Source organism: Marinimicrobium alkaliphilum, from assembly GCF_003259155.1.
Lineage (GTDB): Bacteria > Pseudomonadota > Gammaproteobacteria > Pseudomonadales > Cellvibrionaceae > Marinimicrobium_A > Marinimicrobium_A alkaliphilum.
In genome coordinates this window covers 24,165-46,221 of the sequence record NZ_QGMQ01000003.1, presented here as the reverse complement: position 1 = coordinate 46,221, position 22,057 = coordinate 24,165, and the positions used below count along the sequence as shown (strand labels likewise).

Annotated in this window: 19 protein-coding genes; 11 read left to right on the top strand and 8 right to left on the bottom strand. The window is 59.0% G+C overall.

The genetic code is table 11. The features are described 5' to 3' along the window. Positions 1-94: 94 nt before the first annotated feature. From hisB to hisF, 4 genes are read left to right on the top strand one after another with little or no spacing between them, the layout of a single operon-like run. Entirely contained in the window at positions 95-688 is a 594-nt protein-coding gene (hisB, locus tag DKW72_RS05725; RefSeq protein ID WP_111641388.1) for an imidazoleglycerol-phosphate dehydratase HisB, read from the top strand. Continuing rightward, the gene (gene hisH / locus DKW72_RS05720; RefSeq protein WP_111641387.1) at positions 688-1,335 is read left to right on the top strand and encodes an imidazole glycerol phosphate synthase subunit HisH; all 648 of its coding nucleotides are present in this window, start codon (positions 688-690) and stop codon (positions 1,333-1,335) included. The genes hisB and hisH overlap by 1 nt, the downstream gene beginning before the upstream one ends. 41 nt (positions 1,336-1,376) lie before the next feature. Continuing rightward, entirely contained in the window at positions 1,377-2,111 is a 735-nt protein-coding gene (hisA, locus tag DKW72_RS05715) for a 1-(5-phosphoribosyl)-5-[(5-phosphoribosylamino)methylideneamino]imidazole-4-carboxamide isomerase (protein ID WP_111641386.1), read from the top strand. A 21-nt stretch (positions 2,112-2,132) separates the two neighbouring features. Further along, positions 2,133-2,906: an imidazole glycerol phosphate synthase subunit HisF gene (gene hisF, locus DKW72_RS05710; protein WP_111641385.1), complete on the top strand. Its 774-nt coding sequence runs from the start codon at positions 2,133-2,135 to the stop codon at positions 2,904-2,906. A 55-nt stretch (positions 2,907-2,961) separates the two neighbouring features. Here the strand turns inward: hisF and DKW72_RS05705 are convergent, their stop codons facing one another. The 5 genes from DKW72_RS05705 to gpmI all read right to left on the bottom strand — a co-directional run bounded on the left by DKW72_RS05705 (position 2,962) and on the right by gpmI (position 8,365). Then, positions 2,962-3,195 (bottom strand): DUF6316 family protein, encoded by a 234-nt coding sequence (locus DKW72_RS05705; RefSeq protein WP_198411237.1) that lies wholly within the window; start codon positions 3,193-3,195, stop codon positions 2,962-2,964. Positions 3,196-3,366: 171 nt separating this feature from the next. Next, entirely contained in the window at positions 3,367-4,221 is an 855-nt protein-coding gene (locus tag DKW72_RS05700; RefSeq protein WP_111641384.1) for a divergent polysaccharide deacetylase family protein, read from the bottom strand. A gap of 4 nt (positions 4,222-4,225) precedes the next feature. After that, a complete protein-coding gene (locus DKW72_RS05695) occupies positions 4,226-5,560 on the bottom strand; it encodes a S41 family peptidase (RefSeq protein ID WP_111641383.1) in 1,335 nt (444 codons plus the stop codon). A gap of 64 nt (positions 5,561-5,624) precedes the next feature. After that, the gene (locus DKW72_RS05690; RefSeq protein WP_111641382.1) at positions 5,625-6,800 is read right to left on the bottom strand and encodes a murein hydrolase activator EnvC family protein; all 1,176 of its coding nucleotides are present in this window, start codon (positions 6,798-6,800) and stop codon (positions 5,625-5,627) included. A gap of 14 nt (positions 6,801-6,814) precedes the next feature. Beyond that, positions 6,815-8,365 carry a 2,3-bisphosphoglycerate-independent phosphoglycerate mutase gene (gene gpmI, locus DKW72_RS05685; RefSeq protein ID WP_111641381.1) on the bottom strand — a complete coding sequence of 517 codons (1,551 nt, stop codon included), beginning with the start codon at positions 8,363-8,365 and terminating at the stop codon, positions 6,815-6,817. Between the two features lie 233 nt (positions 8,366-8,598). Between gpmI and DKW72_RS05680 the strand changes: the two genes are divergently transcribed. From DKW72_RS05680 to DKW72_RS05660, 5 genes are all read left to right on the top strand, one after another. Next, positions 8,599-9,009, top strand: coding sequence for a rhodanese-like domain-containing protein (locus DKW72_RS05680; RefSeq protein WP_232522324.1), 411 nt, complete (start codon positions 8,599-8,601; stop codon positions 9,007-9,009). Between the two features lie 2 nt (positions 9,010-9,011). Next, complete coding sequence (gene grxC / locus DKW72_RS05675) at positions 9,012-9,266, top strand: glutaredoxin 3 (protein WP_111641380.1); 255 nt, start codon at positions 9,012-9,014, stop codon at positions 9,264-9,266. A gap of 48 nt (positions 9,267-9,314) precedes the next feature. Beyond that, on the top strand, positions 9,315-9,836 hold the full coding sequence (gene secB / locus DKW72_RS05670; protein WP_111641379.1) for a protein-export chaperone SecB: 522 nt from the start codon (positions 9,315-9,317) through the stop codon (positions 9,834-9,836). A gap of 60 nt (positions 9,837-9,896) precedes the next feature. Beyond that, positions 9,897-11,393 carry a Ppx/GppA phosphatase family protein gene (locus DKW72_RS05665; RefSeq protein WP_111641378.1) on the top strand — a complete coding sequence of 499 codons (1,497 nt, stop codon included), beginning with the start codon at positions 9,897-9,899 and terminating at the stop codon, positions 11,391-11,393. A 324-nt stretch (positions 11,394-11,717) separates the two neighbouring features. Beyond that, positions 11,718-12,287 carry a PEP-CTERM sorting domain-containing protein gene (locus DKW72_RS05660; RefSeq protein WP_111641377.1) on the top strand — a complete coding sequence of 190 codons (570 nt, stop codon included), beginning with the start codon at positions 11,718-11,720 and terminating at the stop codon, positions 12,285-12,287. Between the two features lie 118 nt (positions 12,288-12,405). On the opposite strand, the gene ppk1 is transcribed toward DKW72_RS05660, so the two are convergent. Continuing rightward, the gene (gene ppk1 / locus DKW72_RS05655) at positions 12,406-14,469 is read right to left on the bottom strand and encodes a polyphosphate kinase 1 (RefSeq protein ID WP_111641691.1); all 2,064 of its coding nucleotides are present in this window, start codon (positions 14,467-14,469) and stop codon (positions 12,406-12,408) included. Positions 14,470-14,553: 84 nt separating this feature from the next. Then, the gene (locus DKW72_RS05650; RefSeq protein ID WP_111641376.1) at positions 14,554-14,868 is read right to left on the bottom strand and encodes a DUF4156 domain-containing protein; all 315 of its coding nucleotides are present in this window, start codon (positions 14,866-14,868) and stop codon (positions 14,554-14,556) included. Between the two features lie 238 nt (positions 14,869-15,106). Here DKW72_RS05650 and DKW72_RS05645 point away from each other — a divergent pair, with 238 nt between their 5' ends. After that, positions 15,107-17,230 carry a PhoX family protein gene (locus DKW72_RS05645; protein ID WP_198411236.1) on the top strand — a complete coding sequence of 708 codons (2,124 nt, stop codon included), beginning with the start codon at positions 15,107-15,109 and terminating at the stop codon, positions 17,228-17,230. A 106-nt stretch (positions 17,231-17,336) separates the two neighbouring features. On the opposite strand, the gene DKW72_RS05640 is transcribed toward DKW72_RS05645, so the two are convergent. Beyond that, on the bottom strand, positions 17,337-20,021 hold the full coding sequence (locus tag DKW72_RS05640) for a carbohydrate binding domain-containing protein (protein ID WP_157960405.1): 2,685 nt from the start codon (positions 20,019-20,021) through the stop codon (positions 17,337-17,339). A 152-nt stretch (positions 20,022-20,173) separates the two neighbouring features. On the opposite strand from DKW72_RS05640, the gene DKW72_RS05635 reads away from it, so the two are divergent. Next, a complete protein-coding gene (locus tag DKW72_RS05635; RefSeq protein ID WP_111641373.1) occupies positions 20,174-22,057 on the top strand; it encodes an alpha-amylase family protein in 1,884 nt (627 codons plus the stop codon).

Here is a 22,057-nt window from a genome sequence, read left to right as displayed (position 1 = left end):
ACTGTCTAACCCGTGAATTCGTCGCCACATCCCGCTATAATTGCCGCTTTGTGAAAGCCGCAAGCGCTCTCAGCTTGCCCCACTGGAGAACGTCATGTCTGAGCGCACCGCCCAGGTGGACCGCAATACCCTCGAAACCCAGATTTCCGTTAGCCTGAATCTGGACGGCACCGGCAAAGGTACCTTTGATACCGGTGTGCCTTTTCTCGAACACATGATGGATCAGATTGCCCGTCACGGCATGATTGATCTCGACGTCAAATGCCAGGGCGATATCCATATCGACGATCACCACAGCGTCGAAGATATCGGTATCACCATTGGTCAGGCAGTCGCCAAGGCGCTGGGTGACAAAAAAGGCATTCGCCGCTACGGCCATGCGTATGTACCGCTGGATGAGGCTTTGTCCCGGGTGGTGATCGACTTCTCCGGTCGTCCAGGTCTGGTGATGGACATTCCTTTCACCCAGAAACGTATTGGCGCGTTTGATACCGAGCTGTTCTCCGAGTTTTTTCACGGCTTCGTCAATCATGCGAACGTGACCCTGCACATCGATTGCCTGCGCGGGCACAACGCTCATCATCAGATCGAGACGGTTTTCAAGGCCTTCGGTCGTGCCGTGCGGATGGCTCTGGAACAGGACCCGCGCATGGCCGGTATGATGCCCTCTACCAAGGGTTCCCTGTAATGGCGTCGACGACTGTTGCGGTGATTGACTACGGCATGGGCAACCTGCACTCGGTGGCCAGCGCTCTCGGCCATGTGGCGCCCGATGCCGAGGTCTGGGTGACCGCTGATCCCGAACGGGTACGTACCGCCGAGCGGGTGATATTTCCCGGCGTGGGTGCCATTCGCGACTGTATGGCCGAAATCCGACGGCTGGGTTTCGATGCATTGCTGCATGAGCAGGTGGCCAGCGGTAAACCGGTGCTGGGTATCTGCGTGGGCATGCAGGCGCTGCTGGAGCACAGTGAAGAGAACGGTGGTGTCGACTGTCTCGGTCTGCTGCCGGGGGAAGTGCGTTTTTTCGGGGCGCCCAAAGGGCCCCAAGGCGAGGTTCTGAAAGTGCCCCACATGGGCTGGAACCAGGTACACCACAGCGACCACCCCCTCTGGCAGGGCATTGCCCAGGACACCCGTTTTTATTTTGTGCACAGCTACTACGTCCAGTCCGGCGACCCGACTTTGGTGGCAGGGGAGTGCCAGTACGGTGTGCCGTTTAGCGCTGCGCTGGCCAAGGCGAACCTGTTTGCCGTGCAGTTCCACCCGGAAAAAAGTCACGAAGCGGGCCTGCGCCTGCTGCAGAATTTCATGGCCTGGGACGGTCGCCCCTGAGCGCGTCCCCTTGCCCAACACTGAATATACTGAGATTGACCATGCTGATTATTCCCGCCATTGATTTGAAAGACGGCCAATGCGTGCGCCTGCGTCAGGGCCTTATGGACGATTCCACCGTGTTTTCCGATGACCCTGTGGCCATGGCTACCCGGTGGGTGGATGCCGGTTGTCGGCGCCTGCACCTCGTGGACTTGAACGGTGCTTTCGAAGGTAAGCCGGTGAACGGCGAGGTAGTGACCGCGATTGCCAAGGCGTACCCCGAGTTGCCGATTCAGATCGGAGGTGGTATCCGCAGTGGCGATACCATCGAGCACTACCTGAACGCCGGTGTCCAGTATGTGATCATCGGCACCAAGGCCGTGAAGGAGCCCAAATTTGTCACCGAGATGTGCAAGGCGTTCCCCGGGCACGTCATCGTCGGCCTGGATGCCAAAGACGGCTTGGTGGCCACCGACGGCTGGGCCGAAGTATCGGAAGTCAAAGCCTCCGAGCTGGCCAAACGCTTTGAACAGGACGGTGTCAGTTCGATCGTGTACACCGACATTGCCCGCGACGGCATGATGCAGGGCGTCAATGTCGAGGCGACGGTTGCGATGGCGCAAGCGTCGAGTATCCCGGTGATCGCCTCCGGTGGTATCACCAATATGGACGATATCAAGGCGCTGTCGGCGCAGGCAGAGCAGGGTATTTGCGGTGCGATTACCGGACGTGCCATTTATGAGGGTTCGCTGGACGTGGCCGAGGCGCAAGCCTGGTGCGACCAACAGGCTTAATTGGGTAAAGCGAGACAGTTTATGGGTTTAGCCAAGCGCATCATCCCCTGCCTGGATGTCGATAATGGCCGAGTGGTCAAGGGCGTACAGTTTGTCGATATCCGCGATGCCGGTGATCCGGTGGAAGTGGCCAAGCGCTACAACCAGGAGGGCGCCGACGAGATCACCTTCCTCGATATTACCGCGAGCCATCAGGGCCGGGATACTACGGTGGAAACGGTTGAGAAGATCGCCGCCGAGGTGTTCATTCCGCTCACCGTGGGCGGGGGTATTCGTAAAATCGATGATATTCGACGGATGCTCAATGCCGGTGCTGACAAAGTGGGGATTAACTCGGCGGCCATTCACGAGCCGGAATTCGTCAAAGCGGCGTCGGATCGGTTCGGGGCCCAGTGCATTGTGGTGGCGATTGATGCCAAGCAGGTGAGTGGCGAAGGCGAGCCTCTGCGCTGGGAGATCTTTACTCACGGCGGACGCAAGCCCACAGGTATTGACGCCGTCGCCTGGGCAGAGCGCATGGCTGATTACGGCGCGGGCGAAATCCTGCTTACCAGTATGGATCGCGACGGGACCAAAAACGGCTTTGATCTGGCGTTGACTCGGGCCATTAGCGACGCCGTGTCGATTCCCGTGATCGCTTCAGGGGGTGTGGGCAATTTGCAGCATTTGGCCGATGGGGTGACGGAGGGGCATGCCGACGCGGTGCTCGCAGCGAGTATCTTTCACTTTCGTCAGTACACTGTCCCGGAAGCCAAGCAGTTCATGCAGGCCCAAGGTATTGAAGTCCGCCTCTAGGCGGTTGCGCTGGATATGTCGGGTGCCCGGCTGACGGGCACCCTGGCGGCCTGGGTCAGGCCGCGCGATAGCGCTCGAGTAGCGCTTTTACCTGAGGCTCGGCGCCGCAGATAAAGTCAATAAAGTTTGCCACACCTTCCTGTGCATCGCTCAGGGTGTCGAACGGCCCGATTTCCAGGCCCTCGCGGGTCAGAAAATACCAATAGCCGGACTTTTGCAAAAACCGCGAATTCCGTTCCGGAACGTGGCCACCTTCGCCAGACCGATGATTGTCTACTTGCATATCCATACTTTCCTCCAAGTGTATTTCAGCTCTCTGTACGGAGAGTCTGATCGCGGCTGATAACGTCCCTGCGAGTGCTTACCAACCTCTAGGGTAGAGTATACGACCATAGAGATCGATCAGATAGATCGTTTTTGTCTTGTTGACACTTCTTTTCATGCCATATTCTACTATTTGTCAAGGAAGTAGCCAGCGTTCTGTGGAGATCAAAAGTGTATTTTGTGACACAGTTGGCACTTTTTGTGGCCTTTGAGGCTGGTGCCAGAGGGTTTGTGGTGGTGCCAGGCACTGGCCCGAGCCATTTTTTGCGGTTTTGAGCAGCGCAGATGCAGGCACCAGCTCAACATCATAGTGGGTCAGCCACTCATCGAGGGTTTCCAGCACCGCCAGGGTTTCCGGGTAGGGGTGGCCAATGGCAATGGCGCTGCCCCGGTGCTCGGCAAGCTTGAACGCCAGTTCCAACTGCACGGCAATCAACTCGGGGTCGCGTATGTTGTCGAGGAAGACGTCCCGCCGGTTGTGAGGCACCCCATAGCGGTGGGCTTGGTCCTGAGCCTGGCTGCGGGCACTGGTGCGGCTGTCGATAAAGTAGAGGTTGCGTTCGAACAGCTCGGTCATCAGCCAGCCCATCGGGGTGGCCTCTTCGGTCAGGCGGCTGCCCATGTGGTTGTTGACCCCGACAACGTGGGGGATGCTCGCCAGCCCCTCGCGCAGGGCGACCATAAAGGTGGCGTAGTCCATATCCTGATCCAGTCCTCCGGCGTCCAGAGGCAGGTTCAGGTTGTTGCTCATGGGGATGTGCAGCATCACTTCCTGGCCGCGGGCGTGGGCGGCTCGGGCCAGGCGGGCACCGTGTGGTGTGTGGGGCAGGACTGCCAGCGTGACCGCCTCGGGCAATTGCAGGGTGCGTTCGCCGTTGGCCGCGCTGTAACCGACGTCGTCTATGATAATCGACAGCCGGCCGCCCTGGGCCTGTGCCGAGGCGGTCGCCGCCGTGAGCAGGGCCAGGAGCAGTAACGAGGCGCGCAACATGGAATCAGTCGGCGCTGGACTCGCGCTGTTCGCGCTGGCGCTCGGCCAGGCGGGCCTGCTGTTGCTGGAAGATGTTCAGGCCTTTGAGCAAATTGAGTGCCTCGTGCAACTGATTGTCCTGACTGACCAGCTCACCGCGCTCGGCGTCGCGCTCGCGCTGGCGGCGGGTGCTTTCGGGGCCGTCTTCGGTGGCGCGCAGGTGGCCACTCAGATCGGCTTCGCTGCGGCCTTCGCGCTGCAGGCGGGTGACCCGGGCGCGCTCAACCTGGACATCGGGGGCGATACCCTGGGCTTGAATGGAGCGCCCGCCCGGGGTGAAGTAGCGGGCGGTGGTGAGCTTGATCGCCCGGTCTTCGCTGATCGGTACAACAGTTTGTACCGAGCCTTTGCCGAAGCTGCGGGTACCCATGATAACCGCCCGGTTGTGATCTTGCAGGGCGCCAGCGACAATCTCTGAGGCGGACGCCGAGCCGTCATTGATCAGGACAACCATCGGCAGCCCGTTGGCAATATCACCGGGTCCAGCGTGATAGCGGATGTCGCTGTTTTCCAGTCGGCCTTCGGTGTAGACCACCAGTCCCTCATCGAGAAAGGCATCAACGATGTCCACCGACCCTTGGAGTACGCCGCCGGGATTGTTGCGCAGGTCGAGAATCAGGCCTTTGGTCTCGGGGTGCTCGCGCAGGTGCCGGGTCACTGCCTCAACCGTATCGACCGCGGTATGGACCTGGAACTGGGCGATACGCAAGTACAGATAGTCGTCCTCCATGATCCGGGTACGGACACTCTGCACTTTGATGATGTCGCGTTCGATGACCACTTCAAAAGGCTGCTCGATCCCCTCGCGGACGATGGTCAGGGTAATTTCACTGCCTCTGGGGCCGCGCATGGTCTGGATGGCGTCGTTCAGGGACATGCCCTTGACCGACTCGTCATCCAGGCGAATGATCAGGTCGCCGGGCTCGATGCCCGCTTTCTGGGCAGGTGTACCGTCCATGGGGGCGATCACCCTGACGAAGCCGTCTTCCATGCCCACTTCGATGCCCAGGCCGCCAAACTCGCCGGTGGTGTTGACCTGAAGGTCCTCAAAGGCGCTCTGATCCAAATAGGAGGAGTGGGGGTCGAGCTCGGCAATCATGCCCCGGATTGCATATTCAAGCAGTTGTGAGTCGGTGATGTCTTCGACATACCCGGTGCGGATATGCTCAAACACCCGAGTGAACATGCGCAGGTCTTCCAGGGGGAGTAGGCCCTTATCGGCATCCTCGGCGGCGCTGCCGAGCGGCACGAGCGCCAGTGCCAGAATCGCCAAGGTGGATTTGATCGGTGCGTACAACATCAAGGGTTCTCCTGCGCCAGGGGCGCTGTGACAGCAATCTAATGGTGCCAGTTTATGGTTTTTATCAGGCTCTGGCGAGCCAGGGGGCCGGGTTGGTCGGCTGGCCCCGATGCCGGATTTCAAAGTACAGACCGGTGCGAGCCTGGCCGCCGGAGTTGCCGACGCGCGCGACTGGCTCTCCGGCATTCACCCAGTCGCCGGTTTCGCGCATCAGGCTCTGATTGTGAGCGTAGAGGCTCATATAGCCTTCGCCGTGATCAAGAATCACCAGCAGGCCATGACCGCGAAAATAGTCTGAAAACACCACGCGCCCGTGATGTACTGCGCGCACTGCTTCGCCTTCGGGCGCATTGATAAAAACCCCGTTCCACTGCAGTTGGTCGCCTACCCGGGCGCTGCCGTAGCGGTGCGCGACCTCACCCTCGGTGGGCCAGGGCAGTTGTCCGCGCCGGCTGGTGAAGGCCGCACCGTCACCGGGAAGTGGAATGTCAGTGATGGTGCGAGCCACCTCGTCCATCAGTGCTTGCAGGCGCTCGCGGTTGCCTCGCATTTGCCCCAGCTCGTCATCCTTACTGGTAATGCTTTGATTCAGGCGCGCGATGGTCTGCTGGCGTTGCTGCTGGCTGGCACGCAACTCGCCGTGGCGCTGTTCGAGTTGCCCCCGGCTGGCCACCAACTGCCGGGTTTGACGCTCGATACGGGGTTCGAGTGCGTCCAGCTCATCGATTGTCGCCAGGTAGGCACTGATTTTTTCCGCCCGGGCGGCGAGAAAATAATCGTGGTAGCGCAGCAGGCGACTGATGCGCTCGGGCGACTCCTGGTTAAGTAGGAGCTTGAGCTGACTCTGTTGGCCGAGTTGATAGGCCGCCCGAACCTGTTCCGCGACCTGCGTCTGTTGCGTTGCGCGCGCCTGTCTCAGTTGTTCGCGTTCGCGCCGCAAGCCTTGCAGGTCGTCTTCCTGGGAGCGAATTTCACGCTCGATCCGCTCAATCCGCTGCAGCAGCTCGCCAATCTCCGACTCCGAGCGCTCCAACTCGCTTTCCAGGTCGCTGCGGCTGTCGCGCACCCGGCGCAACTCCCGCTGCAAGCTGTCGATGTTGCGTTGAAGCTCGCGCATTTGCGCGTCGTAGTCTTCGTTGGCACTGAGTGTGGGAGCAGTCAGTGCCAGGGCGGTTGCCAGCGCTGCGCCGGTTGAGAGCCGGGTCAGTCGCTGGCGCAGGCGGAGCGATGGCAGCTTCATGGGGTGGCTTCCGCTCAGTCTTCCAGCTCGATCAGGTTGCGTCCGGTCATCTCTTTGGGCTGGGGTATGTCCATCAGCTTGAGCATGGTCGGCGCCAGATCGGCCAGTGAGCCGCCGTCAGCGATCTTGCCTTTGCGGCTGCTGCAGAACACCAGAGGTACCGGCAGGGTCGAGTGTTGGGTGCTGACTTGGCCGCTTTCGGCGTCGTACATTTCTTCAACGTTACCGTGGTCAGCGGTGATCAGTACCTCGCCGCCAACTTTCTCGGCGGCGGCAACCACTTTGCCGACCGCTTCGTCGACCGCTTCCACGGCTTTGACGGCGGCTTCAAAAATGCCCGAGTGGCCGACCATGTCGCCGTTGGCATAGTTGCAGATGATGGCGTCGTACTTTCCGGATTCAATGGCTTCAACCAACTTCTCAGTGACTTCCGGCGCGCTCATCTCGGGTTTGAGGTCGTAGGTAGCAACGTCCGGAGACGGCACCAGGATGCGGTCCTCGCCGGGGTAGGCCTTTTCGCTGCCGCCATTAAAGAAGAAGGTCACGTGGGCATATTTCTCGGTTTCGGCGATGCGCAGCTGGGTTTTGCCCAGCTCCGCCAGGTATTCGCCGAGGGAGTTTTTCAGGCTTTCCGGCGGGAAGGCGCAACTGGCTTTGATGTCGGCGGCGTACTCGGTGGTCATCACGAAGTCGGCCAATTGCGGCACGATGCTACGCTCGAAGCCGTCAAAATCCGGTTCGATAAGGGCCCGAGTGATCTGGCGCGCCCGGTCTGGCCGGAAATTCATGAACACAACGGCGTCGCCATCGTTGATGGTCGCGGCTTCTTCGCCCTCGCCGACAATGACAGTGGCGGTAACGAATTCGTCATTCTCGTCGCGTTCGTAGGCCGCCTTCAGGCCGGCAACGGCGTCTTCAGCATCGTACTCGGCGTCGCCGGTCACCATAAGGTCGTAGGCGGTCTTGACCCGATCCCAACGGTTGTCACGATCCATGACGAAATAGCGGCCAATGATAGAGGCCACGCGGCCTGCACCGGTCTCTTCGAACACTGCCTGGGCCTTCTTAAGGGACTCCTCCGCAGCGCGTGGCGCCGTGTCGCGGCCGTCCAGAAAGGCGTGCAGGTACACCTGTTTGGCGCCACGCTTGGCCGCCAGGCGAATCATGGCGAAAATGTGTTCCTGATGGCTGTGCACGCCACCTTCAGATAACAGCCCAATGATGTGAACCGCTTTGTCGGCTTTCACCGCCTTGTCTACGGCCGCTGTGTAAGCCGGGTTCTCATCAAAGGTGCCGTCTTCGATGGCTTTGTTGATCCGGGTGAAGTTCTGATAAACGATACGACCGGCCCCGATGGTGGTGTGGCCCACTTCACTGTTACCCATCTGGCCTTCGGGCAAGCCCACAGCCATGCCTGAGGTTTCAATCAGACTTTTGGGGTTGTTGCTCCAGAGTTTGTCCCACACCGGCGTATTGGCACTGTAAATGGCGTTGTGTTCAGTGCTGTCGGAGTGGCCAAAGCCGTCGAGGATCAACAAAACAGTCGGTTTTTTGGTCGCAGTCATACTCGTTTGTCACTCGTGGTTGCGTTAAAGGGGAGTGGTGCAGGGATCTGGCACCGTGAGGATAGCCTCATTCTACCCGTTTGGCGCGCGTAACTCCACGTTGTACGGGGCCTGGGGCTGAGAAAATCGGGGATGATGGTGTATACTAGCGCCCTTTTCTGGCCCCTGACGGTGGACCGGGGGTAAAATCCCCGGCCGGAAGGGCCTTTCATCGAAACAGGAAGCGCGCGACTGTGGATTTTTTTGTCTTTATCAGTGAACAGTGGTTGTTAGTCAGTGGGCTATTGGTTCTGATTTACGTGTACGCGATGCGTGAGCGGATCAAGAATGGGCGCCCGGTATCGGCCCACGAAGTTACCCAGCTGCTGAACAAGGAGCAGGCGGTGTTGCTGGATGTGCGCGATGCGGCGGATTTCAATGCTGGCCATATCTCCGGCGCTATTCATATTCCTCACAGCAAAGTCAAAGATCAGCTCGCGCAGCTGGAGCAGTATAAGACCAGGACTATTGTCATCGCCGACAAACTCGGCCAGCACGCAGGCAGCGTCGGTCGGATGCTGGGCTCGAACGGCTTCGACGTGCGCCGCTTGGCGGGGGGAGTCGCCGAGTGGCGTTCCCAGAATCTGCCCCTGGTCAAGGCGTAGTTATGGCACCGGTAGTGATTTATACCACGGCGACCTGCCCGTTCTGCATCAATGCCAAGCAGTTGCTGAACACCAAAGGCGTAGCGTTCGATGAAATTCCGGTGGACGGCAACACCCGTCTGCGCCAGGAACTGGCACAGAAGAGCGGTCAGCGTACGGTGCCCCAGATCTGGGTGGGTGATACGCATGTTGGCGGCTTTTCCGAACTGTGGGCGCTCGACCGTAGCGGTAAACTGGCGTCTTTGCTGGGCACCTGAAAAGCGACCCCTGAACCCTAATTATTCATCATCAACAGAGAAACTCTTATGTCAGAGCAAGAAAACAACGGCCAGGGCCCGGCTGCCGCAGGCCAGCAGCCCCAGCAACCGGGTACGCAGTTTAAAGTTCAGCGCGTTTACCTGAAAGACCTGTCCTTCGAGGCCCCCATGGGTGTCGAGGCATTTCGTCAGAGCAGCCAGCCCGGCGTTGAGCAGGAGCTGAACACCCAGATCACCCGCATCGACGAGACCACGCACGAAGTGGTTCTGTTGTTGACCGTGACCGCCAAAAGCGAAGGTCGCACCGTGTTTCTGGTGGAAGTCAAACAGGCGGGCCTGTTCCACGTTCAGGGTTTCGAGGGTATGCAGCTCAACCAGGTGCTCAATACCACTTGCGCTCAAATCCTGTTTCCCTACGTTCGCGAAGTGATCGACTCGACGCTGATGCGCGGCACTTTCCCGCCGCTGATGTTGCCGCCGATCAACTTTGATGCGGTGTTTGCCCAAGCGGTGAGTCAGGCCAAGAAGAAGGCCGAGTCGGGCCAGCCCGAAGGCAGCAACGTTCAGTAACACGCAATACCCGGCCCCGCGCCGGGTATTTTTTTGGGTCTTCCGTGAGCGTCAGCATTTATGTTTTCACTCTCCCGCCTGTTTTCCTCGCGCGCCGAGCATATCGCCGCCATTGATCTCGGTTCCAACAGCTTTCATTTGATTGTCGCCCGCTGGGACGATGAGCAGCTGGTCATGCTTGACCGGTTGCGCGAGCCGGTACGTCTCGGCTGGGGGTTGACGGAGGATGGCAAGCTCGATGACGAGGCGCGCGCACGGGCGCTGGCTTGCCTGGAGCGGTTTGGCGAGCGCTTGCGCGCCTACCCCTCGCGCCACGTGCGTTGCGTGGGTACGAAAACGCTGCGCAGCGTCGACGATGCCAGTGGTTTTTTGGCCGAGGCCGAAGCGTGCCTCGGGCATCCGGTGGAAATCATCTCCGGTGAGGAAGAGGCGCGTCTCGTGTACCTGGGGGTCGGTCAATGTGTGGCACCGGGTGAAGGTCGTCGCCTGGTGGTGGATATCGGCGGCGGTAGCACCGAGGTGATTGTTGGCACCGGTCTGGACGCAACCCTGAAAGAAAGCCTGAGCATGGGTTGTGTGGCGCTGAGCAAGACCTTCTTTGCCCAAGGCAAGGTGACGGACAAACTGCTGAAAAAGGCACGGACCCGCTGTTTGCTGGAGGTTGCACCGGTTGCCAGACGGTTTACCCATGAGGGCTGGGACGAAGTGTTGGGGGCTTCGGGCACCATTAAAGCGGTTGCCCGGGTTTGCGAGGCCAATGGCTGGAGTGATGGCACCATTCGCGCCGAAGGACTGGAGCAGATCATCAAGGCCTACCGCGACAGCGGCGAGGTTGAGCTCAGTCTGAAAGGGCTTTCCAGTGATCGGGAGCCTGTGTTCCTGGGCGGGGTGTTGGTGCTGGCGGCCCTGTTCGAGAGCCTCGGCATCGAGCAGATGCAAGCGGCGGATTGGGCGCTGCGCGAGGGGTTGCTTTATGACCTCAAAGGACGGCTGGAAAACCGCGATATTCGCCAGGGCAGCGTTGACGCCTTGGCGCGGCGATTTCATGTGGATCTGGACAAAGCCGCCCAGGTCGAGCGTACGGCCCTGGTCATGCTCGAACAGGTCAGTGAACCCTGGGGCCTGGACCCGGTGGAGTCCGGCAAATTGCTCTCCTGGGCGGCCCGGTTGCACACCGTGGGGCTGGACATCGCTCATGCCGATTACCATAAGCACAGTGCCTACATCATTGAAAATGTCGACCTTGCCGGCTGCTCGCGCCTGGAGCAAGCGCAACTGGCGGCCCTGGTGTTGGCGCATCGCAAGCGCTTCCCCCCGAAAAAATTCCCGCAGGGCAATGAAGAGCTGGCGCGCCTGGCGATCCTGCTGCGCTTGGCGGTTATTTTTCATCGGGCGGGCAATCGCGCGGAGAGCCCCCCGCTGAGGTTGAACGCCAAGGAGGAGTTGCTGGCGCTCAACCTGCCTTCGGCGTGGTTGGAGTCCAACCCGTTGACCTTGGCCGATTTGGAGAGTGAAGCCGAGTACTTGGCCCGCTTTGATTACCGACTGACCCCCTGAGCTGAAGTGTCGGGAAAGCAAACAGTCATTACCCCCTCCGCAGACCGCCTGTAAGCGCGTTTGGCACTATCGGGTGCTTCTTCTAATATCGGAATCGTGACTAAACCCCCGTTTGCGGGGGGCTGAATGCCTCCTACGCGGGTTTTGGTGCCTGTCGGGTCGCCTTACACTTTGTCGTTTAAAACCACATAGAAATCTCATAACCGATTGATTTGGCGTCGTTTTCATCTATTGGCATGGCTCCTGCTTGGGAGTACTTGCCCAAATGGGTTGGGGCAAGGGTTCAAAGGAGTGATAACAACTTTATTGGAGCAGGTGAAGGTTATGAACAAGTCATTCAAAGGAATTCGTGGACTATTGGTACTGGCAGCCTTTCTGGTGGCCGGTCATGCTCAGGCGCTGATGCTGACGCCTGGAGATATCGATGCGAGCACGGACATCGTGCATAACAATACGTCAGCGCTGAGCGCCAACAATGTCGCGGTATTGTTCGGCACGTCATCAACCCTGACGTCGCTGTACAAGGCAGATTACGACGAAGGCACGAACTCAGAGCTGTACGGTGATTTTTATGCGACCAACTTCTGGGGCGACCCCAATCACGCGGACATCATTAATTTGGGGCCCGAGTCGATCAGTTGCGTCGAATGCTATTTGGTGGTGAAAGACGGTAATCAGCCCCAGTACCTGTTTGATCTTTCGACGCGCGGCTGGAACGGCTCAGATACCATCAACCTGCGTGATTTTTACCTGAACACTCAGGGTGCGATTTCCCATGTCGCTATCTTCGGTGTGGTCGCTCAGGTTCCCGAAGCCGGCGCCCTGGTACTGATGGGTCTCGGCCTCTTGGGACTGGGATTGGCTCGTCGGCGCGAGACTAAAGTCAGCGCCTGATTGGTCAGCCGTCAGCAAAGAATTTCAAAGGAAGAGACGCCTGCCAGGATGGTGGGTGACAGCAGGAAAGCCCCCGCCCCCGGCCGAGTGCCGGGGGCTTTTTTTTAGGGGTGCTTGCTCAAGTGAGTTGGCGTGCCGCCCAGCGTTCCAGCAAAACCAGCTGAGCGTTGACCGCTGGCTCACCGTCGGCGGGTTCGGTATGGCTGTAGTTGCCGTCGGACTGCAATTCCCAGGCATGGGTGTTATCGGCCAGATACAGGTGTAGATCGTCGATAATTCGCTCGCGCAGCTTTTTGTTTTTGATTGGGAAACAGGTCTCAACCCGATGGAACATGTTGCGAATCATCCAGTCAGCGCTTGAGCACAGCACTTCCGGCTCGCCACCGTTCTCAAAGTAAAACACGCGTGTATGCTCCAGAAATCGACCGACGATAGAGCGCACGCGAATGGTCTCCGACAGGCCCGCCACCCCAGGACGTAATTGACACACCCCCCGCACGATCAAATCAATCTGCACGCCGGCCTGTGACGCCTGGTAGAGCTCCTCAACCAGATGCTCTTCGTAGAGCGAGTTCATTTTGGCAATAATACGAGCAGGTTTACCCTGCTCAGCATTTTCCCGTTCGGCCCGAATTCGTCGCAGCATGCCCTTGTGCAACGTGAAGGGGCTGTAGAGCAACGCCTCCATTTTTGAGGCTTTCCCCATGCTGCTCAGTTGAAGGAATATCCGGTAGACGTCCTGGCTGATGGCGCTGTCGCTGGTCAGAAGGCCGTAGTCGGTATAGATCATGGCGGTTTTCGGGTGATAGTTCCCGGTGCCCAGGTGCACGTAGTAGCGCAGTTTTCCGTTCTCTCGGCGGGCAACCATCAGCATCTTGGCGTGAGTCTTATAGCCCACAACCCCGTAAATGACGTGGATACCGTAGCGCTGAAGGCGCTCGGCCAAGGCCACGTTTTCTTCTTCGTCAAAACGTGCCCGTAATTCGACAATCGCGGTCACCTCCTTACCCGCCCGGGCAGCGGCGACCAGCGCGTCCACAACCGGTGAATTGTAGCCGGTTCGGTACAGCGTCTGCTTGATCGCCAACACGTAAGGATCATTGGCAGCTTCGCGCAGAAAGTCCACTACCCCGTTAAAGGAATCGAAGGGGTGGTGTAGCAGAATATCCTGCTTTTTCAGGACATCAAAATAGCTGTTGCTGCGCTTGGGCAGTTTGGGCATGGCCTGAACAAACGGACGAAAGTAAAACTCACTGTCTTTGACCAGATCGAAAAGATCCGCTAGCCGGTTGAGATTGACCGGGCCATTGATACGGTAGAGGCCGCGTTCGGGGATCTCGCAGCGCTCGAGCAGAAAGTCACGCACGTGATCCGGACATTGATCACTAAGCTCCAGGCGGACTTCGTCGCCGTACTGGCGGTATACCAACTTGCCCTGAACGGCACGCAGAAGATCCTCGGTCTCCTCTTCATCGAGAAAGATGTCCGAGTTGCGAGTCAGGCGAAACTGGTGACTGGCAATCACCTTCATACCGATGAAAATCTCGGCCATAAAGTAGTGGATGATCGAGGACAGAAAGACAAACTCCCGGCCCTCAGTGGTGAGCTCGGGGGGCAGCGACAGTATGTGGGGCAGGGAGCGGGGTACCTGCACGATGGCTCGCCCGGAGCTGCGCCCGAAGGCGTCTTTGCCATCCAGCTCGACAATAAAATTGAGGCTTTTGTTGAGAATGCGCGGAAAGGGGTGCGCTGGGTCAAGCCCGATCGGGCTGAGCACGGGCAGTACGTCGGTTTCAAAATACTGGCGCAGATAGTCGATTTGCGGTCCGCTCCACTCCTCCCGACGCAATAGACGGATGCCGTTCTGGCGCAGTAGTGGCAGGACGTCGTGGTTGAGAATCTGGTATTGCTCTTCAACCAGGCGGTGTGCGCGTTGTGCGGTCTCCTCAAGCAGGTCTTCAGGCAGGACGCCGTCCGGGCCGGTAGCGCTGGCTTGATGGAGCTCCAGCATCTCTACCAGTCCGCCGATGCGCACTTCAAAGAATTCATCCAGGTTAGTAGAAAAAATACACAGAAAGCGCAGCCGCTCCAGTAGTGGCAGGGTTTCATCGTAGGCTTGGTAGAGCACCCGTTGATGGAATGCCAGCAGGCTCAGCTCTCTGTTGAAATAGGCATTGGACACAATCACCTCTCGTAGTCCTCAGCTTCGAAGACCACAAGAGTATTGCTAAATGATGACAGTTTTACGACAGCGCCCGCTGTGAGGTTATCGACCACAGCGGTAAACGCCAAAATGCTGTTCTCCGTCCTCCGGTTCGCTGACGGGTACGATGGTATCGCCACCGATCTCTGCCGCTTTGTTGCGCGCGTGATCGAGCAACTCGCGCTCGACACGCTCTTCTTTTCGAATGACGGGTCCTACCCGGTCGGAAACGCTCACTTCCATACGGTGTAATCGTTCACAGTCGCGTACATTCGCTTCATCGCGGACCTGGACTGACTGTCCAGCTTCATTGAGTTCAATGACGGTGCAGCCGCTGGCGAGGACGGCCAGGGTCGCAAGGGTAAATAGATGTTTCATGGAATCTCCCGTAGCAAACATTGGTTGATCTGAATTGTGCGTAAACCGCTTGTGTATGAGTCGCTCAAGCTGACGAGGTTCCCGGCGCCAAGTCGAGTTGTGCGCTGCCTCACAGTTCTCCAAGCATAGCTTAAAACTGTCACCGAGTTATCACAGTTCGGTCATTTTGCAGCGCTAAATTCTCCCTGTTGGCGGCGAGCAGACGTAGCTGCCATTTCCCTCAATCAGGAGAATGATCGTGATCACTGAACAAGAAAGCACCGTGCTGGTCGGCGATGAAGGCGACGAGCAAATGAGCAATCTCTCTTCCAATACGGCCATGCGCGATGTCATCCGCTCGCGCTATTCACGCCGGTCACTGCTGCAGGGGTCCCTCAGCGCAGCGGCGTTGGGTTTCCTGGGTGCCGGGCTGGTGGGTTGTGGTTCCAGCAGCTCTGACGACACCCCGCCTGGAGGGGATAACGGCAACGGCAATGGTGGAGCGAATGGCAATGGCGAGATCGAAGCGCCTGTGCTGCTGGGCTTCGCCGCGATTCCGGTCAGCGATGCCGATACCGTAGTGGTGCCTGAAGGCTATAGTGTACGCGCGATATTGCCCATGGGCGAGCCCATTGCGGGGAGCTATCCGAGCTACGCCCTCGATAATAGCGGCGAGGAGCAGGGCATGCAGATGGGGTCGCATCACGATGGCATGCACTTCTTCCCGATTGAAGGAGAGCATCCCTACGAGGGTAGCTCTGCGGAAGGTTTTATCGTGATGAACCACGAGTACGTTGAGCCGCGCTTTATGCATACTGCGGCCATTGGGCAGGCATTGTCGCGCAGCAATGTGCCGGTTCTGAATGAGGACAATGAGCGCGATGCCGATCAGGTTCTGAAAGAGCTCAATGGTCACGGCGTTAGCATCGTGCGGATGCGCGAGGAAGAGCGGGGTCATTGGGTAGTGGTTGCCGACGACCGCAACCGCCGTGTTACCGGTTTGACCCCAATGGAAATCTCTGGCCCGGTGCGCGGCACCGACTTTGTCAAGACCCGCTTCAGTCCCACCGGCACCATGACCCGCGGTACCCTCAACAACTGTGCCCACGGTGTCACCCCGTGGAATACCTATCTGGCTGCCGAGGAAAACTGGGCCGGTTATTTTCGCAACAGCACGGCTGCCGACCGGGATGCGTTGCCCCGCGAGCAGAGCCGCTACGGCGTGCGTCACGCCGGTCAGACCAGCCGCTATCTGTGGGACCAGGCCAACGAGGATCCGGATCTGCATCAGCAGCGTTTCGCCCGTTTTGATGTCGGCGCCACCGGCGACTCGGCATTGGAAGATTACCGTAATGAACCCAACGGTTTTGGCTGGATGGTGGAGATTGACCCCTTTGATGAGACTCATACGCCGGTCAAGCGCACGGCGCTGGGTCGCTTCGCCCACGAAGGTGTGGTCTTTGCCAATGTTGAAGAAGGCAAGCCGGTGGTCTGTTATTCGGGCGATGATGCCCAGAATGAATATATCTACAAGTTCGTCAGTGCCCAGCCCTATTATGCCGATACCGCCGGCGGCCACCTGCTCGATACCGGTACGCTCTATGTGGCCCGGTTTAACGAGGATGGCAGTGGCGAGTGGCTGCCTCTGATCTACGGCATGGCTCCGTTGAATGACGCCAACGGCTTTCGCAGTCAGGCCGACGTGTTGGTCAATACGCGCCTGGCCGCTGACGCGTTGGGCGCCACCAAAATGGACCGCCCGGAATGGGGTGCGGTAAACCCGCTCACCGGCAGCGTCTATTTTACCCTCACCAATAACACCAGTCGCACTGACGACAACACGGATGCGGCCAACCCCCGTGCACAGAGCCGTTGGGGCCACATCATTCGCTGGGATGAAGCTAACGGCAATGCGGCGGGCACTCGCTTTGAGTGGGACATCTTCATTCTCGCGGGCCCGACCGACGACTCAGCGTTCAACGGCGAAGCGCTGACCGACGAGCAGATCTTCAACAGCCCTGACGGTTTGTGGTTTGATAAAGAGGCGCGCCTGTGGATTCAGACCGACATCAGCGAGGGCGTCATGAACAGCGGCGATTGGGCGCAGTTTGGTAACAACCAGATGCTCGCCTGCGACCCGATCAACAAGGTGTTGCGTCGCTTTCTAACCGGACCGCTGGGGCAGGAAATTACCGGCGTAGTCACCACCCCGGATCAGCGCACCATGTTTGTCAACGTCCAGCATCCGGGCGCGACCACCACCCCGGCAGACTTTGCCGAGGGCGATATCAACAGTCGCTTCCCCGACTATGACAATGCCATCTACCCCCGCTCCGCGACCCTGGTGATCACCAAGGACGATGGTGGGGTGATCGGCAGCTAAACTTTTCGACCAGGGAAGATTCCACCAAAAGCGCGGCTGGACGCCGCGTGCGCAGGGCAGGACAACTCTCCACTGAAGTTGGGCGCAGGGAGCGCCCTTTTTTTGTTTACGGCGTATGCTCGATCTCATACCACAGGGTTTGCGTTTCTCCGCCAATCGTTAGACGAGCGTTTCCGTTGTGGTTTTCAACCGGGATTGGGGTGCCCTTTTGTCCTTGCTCGTCCAGGGCCCAAACGCTGACATCTTCGGCCCGGAAAGGAAGCGTGACTTCCGCATTCACCACCTCAATCAACGTCGGCGCACGTCCCCAGTCGCTTCCCAGCGAGTTCTGGTTGGCATTCCACTGCTGACCGGTATTCTCCATCAGTCCCGTTGCGACCAACAGCACCTGTGCGGGTTGATCCGGTGTCGCAAAGCTGCCGCTGCGTGTGGTCAACGTCAGGGTCGCCCAGTCCTGCTGAGTTTCGCCGATGGCGATGGTCACATTGCCCAGAATGAATTCCTGACCATCGATAAAGCCGATAACGCCCTTGCTCGCTTCTGTGTCGAGGGTGACCACCCCTTTGCCGCTGCGGCTGCGATCCCAGCGCAGCTCGCCGGTGTCGGCTTCGGCAACCGCGGCATCGAGCGCGGCCGGTGCTGTGTCCAAGCCCAGCTCAGCACTGAGGTCCATGGCAATCCGGTGGCGCAGTGCCAGGTCGCTGGGGACACCCAGATGGGAGGCATTGGCGACGTTCCAGCTGCTGCCCCGGGTGGTCAGAATCTCCAGTTCGGTGTCGGTATCGAAGTTGATCAATACTGACTCCTGTGCCGGACTGACGTCGCCGCGTCGGTAGATCAGGGCACCGGCGAGCATATTGGCCATTTTGGTGGGGTGGGCGGTCATGCTGAAGAAGTTATCGACCACTTCTGCTCCCCAGTTGCCGCCGGCGCCGGCATCGTAGGCAAACATCATGATGCCATCCCAGTCCTGTAGCGCGGCGTAGGCCGCGATCAGCAGCGGGCCCTCACTGCTGTAGGTGTTGGGTGAGGCGTGCTGGTACTCGGAGACGGTAAAGGGCATACCGTGGATACGCTCGCGCGCCAGGTTGCCGAGGGTTCCGTTCCAGGTGTTGACCATGGCGTCGTTGCCCACCGTCCAGTTATTGCTATCCCAGGGCTCGCCCGGAAATACCGGGTGCTGCCAATAAGAATGGCCATCCGCAAAATCATAGACCGCCTGAGCGCTTGGCGGACTGTTCATGATCGTGGTGCCTGCTACCAGTCCCGGGTAGGCCAGGTCCACTTTGATAAAGTCGCGCATATCTTGCCAGTAGGCGTATTCCAGGTCGCGTATGAACGCGGCCCAGTCGCGCATGCGCTCGCGCGTATAGCTGCCGGCGCGGCGGTTGGGGTTGATGCCGGCCTGTTCCAGGTTTTCACCCTCGGCCAGTGCTTCGACAGTGCCGCCACGAGTCAGACTGATGTCCGCCAGGTAAACGTTGGCGAGGCGATTGCCGAAGCCGTTAAAGTTGATGCGCAGGTTGTCATCGCTGACCGGTGCGAAAAAGGTCCACTCCACCCTTTGCCACTCAGAACCGAGGTTGGCATGCCGGGAATCGAAGGTGCTGTAGTCGCCGTAGGCGCGCTGCAGATTCGCGCTGAGGCTGGTGCTATTGTCGGCGCGGGCGTAGAAGCTCAGGGTGTAGAGTTGATCTTCATCGAAGGTCAGGCCCGGCTGATTGAGCTGGGCGTGCCAGGTGTCGCTGCCGGGCGCAGTGACTTGCCAGTGCCACGCCTCGCGCCCGTGATGGCTTCCCGCCTCAACAAGGCCCTCGGCGCCTTCGTGGAATTCCACCACCCAATCGCCCAGTTCGGCGCTCAGCAGCTCTTCGCCGCTGTCTTCGTCGGCCGCGCCCCAGGCCGCTTCGAGCGCTTCGGTAGAGGCGTGGCGCGCCTGCAGCCAGGTGTTCCAGTGATCGGCCAACTGTTCCCGAAATACCGCCGGCCATTGGTCGATGGCGCCGTCGTAGAATTGTTGGAACAGACTGTTCTCGTTGTTCACTTCCACCATCACAATGGCCGGATCTGCGGCGTAGCTGAGGCCGGTGTAGGGGTTGGTGTGAGTCAGCAACTGCTGGGCAAACGCCTTTTCCAGGTTGCGAAAATCGTCGTTGATAAACCCGAGTACATGGGATTCTTTCCAGTCGAGCTGGGTGACCTCATCGGGCAACCCGTCTTCAGGGTAGAAGAAACGGGAATTGAGCAGGTTCAGATTGACGTAAATACCCTGTGCCCGCAGCTGCGCGATAAAGTAGTCGAGTCGATCCAGGTTGTCGGCGTTGAGATTGCGGCTGTTGCCCTGGGGGTAGTCGATCAGACTGGCGGTGTTCATGCCGCTCCAGCCAAAATCCATATGGTGAAAGCGCACGATATTGATACCGAATTTGGCCAGGCGAGCGGCGATTTTCTCTGCATCATCGGCGTCTGGAAAGCTCGATTCGGCGGTGATGTTGACCCCCCAAAAACGGATGGGATCGCCCTCCAGCACAAACCGCCCGTCATCATTGGTGCCCACATAGCCATAGCGACCGGCGGGGGTGTGGTTCAGGTTGCTCAGATTTGTGATGCCGGGGCTGGCGTCATCCCAGGGCAGGACAAAGGGCACCAGGGCGGCTGGCGGTGCCTCCGTTGACGGGGGTTGTTCCTCGGGCAGTGGTGTGGTCAGCGGCGCATCGGAGGAGCTGCTGCAGCCCGCTAGCCATAGGATCAGCAGCGTGGGCAAGGGGGCAAAGTAACGGCGGAGGCTCATAAGGTTCACCAGCATTGTCTTTTATGATTTATGACTATAAGTAGTCTAGCGGGTTGCGCCCGGCTTGCATACGTATTCAATGGCGCTTTGCTGGTTTCCGGCCCATCGCATGGGGTAGCTTTAGGGGATAACTGTCATCCACGGAGTATATAATGAGACTGAAGCACCTTCTTGCCGCCACTGTCATCGGCTCGGCCGTCGCCGCCTGTGGTCAGCAGAGCGAACCCGAGCCCCAGAGTGTCACGCCACAGCCCGAGGGCGAGGGTAAACCCGTGATCTATCAGGTAATGACCCGGTTATTCGGCAACACCAAAACCACCAACAAGCCGTGGGGCACCCTGGAGGAAAACGGCGTTGGCAAGTTCAGCGACTTTACCGACGAAGCCCTGCAGGGTATCAGGGAGCTGGGCACTACCCACCTCTGGTACACGGGCATTCCCCACCACGCGGTGATCCGCGACTACACCGATTACGGCATCAGCCTGGATGACCCGGATGTGGTCAAAGGCCGCGCCGGCTCTCCCTATGCCGTTAAAGACTACTACACCGTCAATCCGGACCTGGCCGATGACCCGGCGAAGCGTCTGGAAGAATTCGAGGCGCTGATTGAGCGTACCCACAACAACGGCATGAAGGTGATCATCGACCTGGTGCCCAATCACGTCGCACGGCGGTACGAATCCATTGCCCGGCCCGACGGTATTGAAGACTTTGGTGCGAACGACGATACCAGCGTGGAGTACGCGCGCGACAATAATTTCTATTACATCCCCGACGCCTGCTTTGAAGTGCCCGAGTGGCCCGAAGATTATGCGCCCCTGGGTGGCGAAGCCCATCCCCTGGCCGACGGCAGTTTTGACGAGTGCCCCGCCAAGTGGACCGGCAACGGCGCCCGCTCGGTGCAGCCGGACTTTGGTGACTGGTATGAAACCGTCAAGGTGAACTTTGGTGTGCGCCCGGACGGCAGCCACGACTTTGATGAGCTGCCGCGCGACTATGCCGACAAACCCATTGAGGCTCACTATGAGTTCTGGCAGGGTCGGGACGTACCCGACTCCTGGGAGAAATTCCGCCACATCGCGCTTTACTGGTTGGACAAAGGCGTCAACGGTTTCCGTTTTGATATGGCGGAGATGGTACCGGTGGAATTCTGGAGTTACCTCAATGCCCACATCAAACAGGCGGACCCGGAGGCCATGCTGATTGCCGAGGTTTATCAGCCCGACCTGTACCGCGATTACATCCATCTGGGCCGTATGGACTACCTGTACGACAAGGTGGACTTCTACGATAACCTCAAGTGGGTGATGCAGGGACACGGCAGCACCGATGCCCTGATTGAAGTGCACGCGCAGCGCATGGATATTCAGGAGCATATGCTGCACTTCCTGGAGAATCACGACGAACAGCGCATCGCCAGCCCTGAGTTTGTCGGTGATGCCCGCAAAGGTATGCCCGCGATGATGGTGTCGGCCACCATCAGCACTTCGCCCACTATGCATTACTTTGCCCAGGAGCTGGGTGAAGCTGCGAGCGAAGACGCCGGTTTCGGTAAGGCCAGCCGTACCACCATTTTTGATTACTGGGGCGTGGCCTCCCATCAGCGCTGGATGAACGATGGTAAGTTTGACGGCGCTGCCCTCAAACCGGAAGAGCGTGAGCTGCGCGACTTTTACGTGCGTCTGTTGAACTTCAGTGCCGACCAGCCGGCGATGTTTGGTGAGTTTGGTGATATCCATACCTACAACCGCGCCAACACCGACAGCTACGACGAAAACCTGCTCAGCTATCTGCGTTGGACCGATACGCAAAAGCTGCTGATGGTTGCCAACTTCCGTGATCGCACCCACGGTGAACTGACGTTGCGTGTTCCCGCTGAGCTGGTTGAAGCCTGGGGCCTGAGCGACGGCACTTACACACTGACCGAGCAGCTCTACGGCGAAGTGCAGGTGACCCTGACCGTGACCAACGGCGAGGGTCAGATCCCCTTGACCCTGCCAGCTCTGGCGTCCTACATCTTCCAGTTGGAGGGTTAA

Bases quoted from the DNA above. Each gene is read 5' to 3' on its own strand.
- secB (WP_111641379.1), top strand. From the start codon at position 9,315: ATGTCAGAGCAAGAAAACAACGGCCAGGGCCCGGCTGCCGCAGGCCAG.
- DKW72_RS05695 (WP_111641383.1), bottom strand. From the start codon at position 5,560: ATGTTGTACGCACCGATCAAATCCACCTTGGCGATTCTGGCACTGGCG.
- hisF (WP_111641385.1), top strand. From the start codon at position 2,133: ATGGGTTTAGCCAAGCGCATCATCCCCTGCCTGGATGTCGATAATGGC.
- gpmI (WP_111641381.1), bottom strand. From the start codon at position 8,365: ATGACTGCGACCAAAAAACCGACTGTTTTGTTGATCCTCGACGGCTTT.
- DKW72_RS05635 (WP_111641373.1), top strand. From the start codon at position 20,174: ATGAGACTGAAGCACCTTCTTGCCGCCACTGTCATCGGCTCGGCCGTC.
- DKW72_RS05650 (WP_111641376.1), bottom strand. From the start codon at position 14,868: ATGAAACATCTATTTACCCTTGCGACCCTGGCCGTCCTCGCCAGCGGC.
- DKW72_RS05690 (WP_111641382.1), bottom strand. From the start codon at position 6,800: ATGAAGCTGCCATCGCTCCGCCTGCGCCAGCGACTGACCCGGCTCTCA.
- hisH (WP_111641387.1), top strand. From the start codon at position 688: ATGGCGTCGACGACTGTTGCGGTGATTGACTACGGCATGGGCAACCTG.
- DKW72_RS05640 (WP_157960405.1), bottom strand. From the start codon at position 20,021: ATGAGCCTCCGCCGTTACTTTGCCCCCTTGCCCACGCTGCTGATCCTA.
- DKW72_RS05660 (WP_111641377.1), top strand. From the start codon at position 11,718: ATGAACAAGTCATTCAAAGGAATTCGTGGACTATTGGTACTGGCAGCC.
- hisA (WP_111641386.1), top strand. From the start codon at position 1,377: ATGCTGATTATTCCCGCCATTGATTTGAAAGACGGCCAATGCGTGCGC.
- grxC (WP_111641380.1), top strand. From the start codon at position 9,012: ATGGCACCGGTAGTGATTTATACCACGGCGACCTGCCCGTTCTGCATC.
- DKW72_RS05700 (WP_111641384.1), bottom strand. From the start codon at position 4,221: ATGTTGCGCGCCTCGTTACTGCTCCTGGCCCTGCTCACGGCGGCGACC.
- DKW72_RS05705 (WP_198411237.1), bottom strand. From the start codon at position 3,195: ATGGATATGCAAGTAGACAATCATCGGTCTGGCGAAGGTGGCCACGTT.
- DKW72_RS05665 (WP_111641378.1), top strand. From the start codon at position 9,897: ATGTTTTCACTCTCCCGCCTGTTTTCCTCGCGCGCCGAGCATATCGCC.
- hisB (WP_111641388.1), top strand. From the start codon at position 95: ATGTCTGAGCGCACCGCCCAGGTGGACCGCAATACCCTCGAAACCCAG.